Genomic DNA, 3,276 nt, shown 5'->3' on the forward strand with positions numbered 1-3,276 from the left:
ACAATCTGTTGAATTTGCTATTGGCCTAAAGCTATTTAGTGAGGTAATGCTTAAGAATAAAGACAATCCTTTGTTTGAAGAGTTTAGGCCTGCTTTTAGTGCTTTAATGAAGAAAATAAAATCTCCTGAAGTCTAAATGGAAGACTTGTTTGATCTTACTGGGAAAACTTATTAATCCGTGGTGGTACAGCCACCAGTGATGGAAATTAAACATCAACGAATGCCTACAGATATAAAATTTAATACCGTACTCGCAGAATATCAGGATCGTATGCTGGATGAAAATGAACGTATGACCTCTTTATCTGTGTCTGAAAGAATAGAGCACGGTGATGAATTCTTGCTTTCAGTAGAGGAGGAAGCAGCTATTTTCATACATCTACTAATTAAATCTTCAAAGGTAAAGTCTGTTTTAGAGACCTGTACTTCTATGATAATTAAACGCTTTGGTTAGCCTCAGAGTGTTCAAGCTTTATTACTGGAATCACAATAATTGCAGATGGCAGTAATTATACCTTAAAAGAATGAAGTATTTAATTTAAAAGATGAAAATAAAGTATAAAAAATTGATTTTGAATATAATCAATTGAAAATAGATTCATTAAAAGATTGTAACAAAATTAAATTTGTAATCACTAGATTATCATTTAAAAATTAAAATTAATTAAAATGGCAAAAAACCCACATTATTTATCACAAATGGCTCACGTTGAGGTCTTAACGAAAGATCTCGAAAAGTCAGTACATTTTTTTAGTGACATTGTAGGGATGGATATAACTGGAAAGGAAGAAGACTCAGTCTATCTCCGCGCTTGGGGTGATTATTTTCATCACACATTAAAATTGACACAAAGTGAAGAATCGGGCTTAGGACATATTGGCTGGCGAGCAGATAGTCCAGAGGCTCTTGAAGATGCGGTTGAATATCTTGAAAGCATTGGTGCTGGGCGAGGTTGGCACGAGGGAGACTTAGGGCATGGAAGAGCATTTAAATTTCAATCTCCAGAAGGCCATATGCATGAAATCTTTTGGGATGTTGTCTGGTTAAGAGAGGAAGGAGAACGAGGTAGTGTCTATGCTGACCGCTATTCCAGCAATCGTCTTAAAGGGGCAAATCCACGTCGTTTTGATCACGTAACCTATATGGTTTCTAAAGGAGCTTATCCTCAAGAGAAGGCATTTTGGAAAGCATTAGGTTTAAAAAACCCCGATGAAATAAGAATTTCAGATGATCTACCACCAATCGGAGGTTTACATACCATTGCTAATTTATCCCATGATATTGCCGTTTTTACAGACCCAAATATCGAGCCTAAAAAAGCAGTATTAAATCATATTTGCTGGAATGTCGACAGTCGAGAAGAGGTTCTTTTAGCACTGGATTATTTCATTGAAAAAGGATATAAAAGTGTTATGGGCGCCCCTACACGTCATAAAGCAGATGAAGGCTTTTTTATATATATTACTGATCCAGGGAGTGGCATCTTATTTGAATATTATGCCTGCGCTCGATTGGTCTTTGCGCCAGACCACTTAGATGTTCATTATTTAAAAGATAACCCAAATGACGCTTGGGGATCAGTAAATCCTTTTGCAGAAATGGCCAAAGGAAAGAAATTGGGTCTGTCTGATGATGGAACGGTTAAGCCTGTAGACATTTAGCAGGTCAATTAATTTAAACGAAAGTACTATCAATGGGTTTTAATGACGTCAAGTCAAAAAGCCTTCGTACAAAACAAAACAAAAAATTATGTGGCATTTTTTTCCAGGCAAATACATGCCTTCTTATCAAGTTAATAGAGCACTTACACAAGCCCACTATGGAGGTGGTGAATTTGCAGAAATTTTAGAAGTTGCAAGCAACATTGATCCCGACAATAGAGAAACCTTTAACCTAGAATGGCTTAAAAAAGGAAATGAAGTAAATGATTGGGCAAAAGCGTATGAAAAAGATGGAAAATACGTCTCGGCTAGAAGAACTTATTTAAGAGCGTTCAACTACTTGAGAACCGCTGAGTTTTTTATGCCATTAGAAGACCAACGAAAAATTGAAACCTATGTCAAAGCTCGCGAAGCTTTTATAAAAGCGACTAAATACTTTGAAGAAAAACCAATACAGGTAGAAGTTCCTTTTGAAGATTCTTTTTTACCAGGATATCTTTTTAAACCAAAAGGGGCGAAGAATCCACCTGTAATGGTCATGTTTGGTGGGTTAGATAGTTTAGCTGAAGAGCTTTATTTTGGAATTGGTGATCACCTAATGGAAAGAGGGATTGCTCTATTGGCCATGGACGGACCTGGACAAGGTGCAGCACTTCGTTTAAATCACATTCATTCACGTCATGATTACAACGTGGCTGGAACAGCTGTTTTAGACTGGGTACTAGAAAATTTAAAAAATGAAGTAGATACTTCTAGTGTAGGAATTGCAGGAGTGTCTATGGGCGGATATATGGCGGCACGTTGTGCCGCATTTGAACCTCGCTTTAAAGTCTGCATGATTTTTGGTGCTGTTTGGTCCTACTATTCTGTTTGGGCAGGAAGAAGCGGAAAACATCCTTTGGCAAAAATAGTACAGCACATCATGGATGAGGACACTTACGAAGGAGTACTTAAAAAATTAGAGGGCTTTACATTAGAAAATGGTGTAGCTGAAAAGATTTCTATGCCAACATTTATAATGCATGGTGGAGGTGATAAACAAAATTTTATAGATCACGCTATTACCTTAGAGAAGCATTTAACCTGTGAACATAAAATGAAAATCGTACCTGATGGAGAAAGTGGTGCACAGCATTGTCAAGTGGACAATTTTATGCCGACATTGGAAATGTATGATTGGATTGCAGAAAAAATCCACGCATAGTATTTAGTAGACAACCATTAAAATCAAAAACATGTTGCCAGTTAAGAAAGTTCTCGTCGTTGGAGGCGGTATAGGTGGACAGGCCGTTGCTATTGCCTTTGCTAAAAAAGGAGTTTCAGTCGAAATTGCGGAACGATTAGAGGAATATAATGTTTATGGCGTCGGTATCATACAACAAGCCAATGCCCTTAAAGCGCTAGATAAAATTGGTATCGCTGATGAAGCCATGAAACGTGGATTTCCCTATGGACAAGTAAAAATGTTTACTGCAGGAGGTCATAACGTTGGTGTTGCAGGGCCTCCTCCTGCGGGGAAATACCCAAGTCATAATGGTGTTTCCAGAAGAATTTTACACGATGTAATGTATGATGAGGCGATTAACGCTGGTGTCAAATACCGCATGGGACTTA

At 37.6% G+C, this 3,276-nt stretch carries 5 protein-coding genes; all 5 read left to right on the forward strand.

Going from position 1 to position 3,276, the window contains the following annotated elements; translation table 11 throughout:
• On the forward strand, positions 1-136 hold a 136-nt coding region (locus ABF281_RS01965; protein WP_347180027.1), incomplete at its 5' end, for a DUF3861 family protein.
• A gap of 84 nt (positions 137-220) precedes the next feature.
• The gene (locus ABF281_RS01970; RefSeq protein ID WP_347180023.1) at positions 221-454 is read left to right on the forward strand and encodes a hypothetical protein; all 234 of its coding nucleotides are present in this window, start codon (positions 221-223) and stop codon (positions 452-454) included.
• Between the two features lie 215 nt (positions 455-669).
• Entirely contained in the window at positions 670-1,662 is a 993-nt protein-coding gene (locus tag ABF281_RS01975; protein WP_347180024.1) for a VOC family protein, read from the forward strand.
• An 88-nt stretch (positions 1,663-1,750) separates the two neighbouring features.
• Entirely contained in the window at positions 1,751-2,866 is a 1,116-nt protein-coding gene (locus ABF281_RS01980) for an alpha/beta hydrolase (protein ID WP_347180025.1), read from the forward strand.
• A 31-nt stretch (positions 2,867-2,897) separates the two neighbouring features.
• Positions 2,898-3,276, forward strand: a 379-nt coding sequence (locus tag ABF281_RS01985) for an FAD-dependent monooxygenase (RefSeq protein WP_347180026.1), incomplete at its 3' end; no start/stop codon positions are given.

Origin of the sequence: Wenyingzhuangia sp. (genome assembly GCF_039768515.1) — a bacterium.
GTDB lineage: Bacteria > Bacteroidota > Bacteroidia > Flavobacteriales > Flavobacteriaceae > Wenyingzhuangia.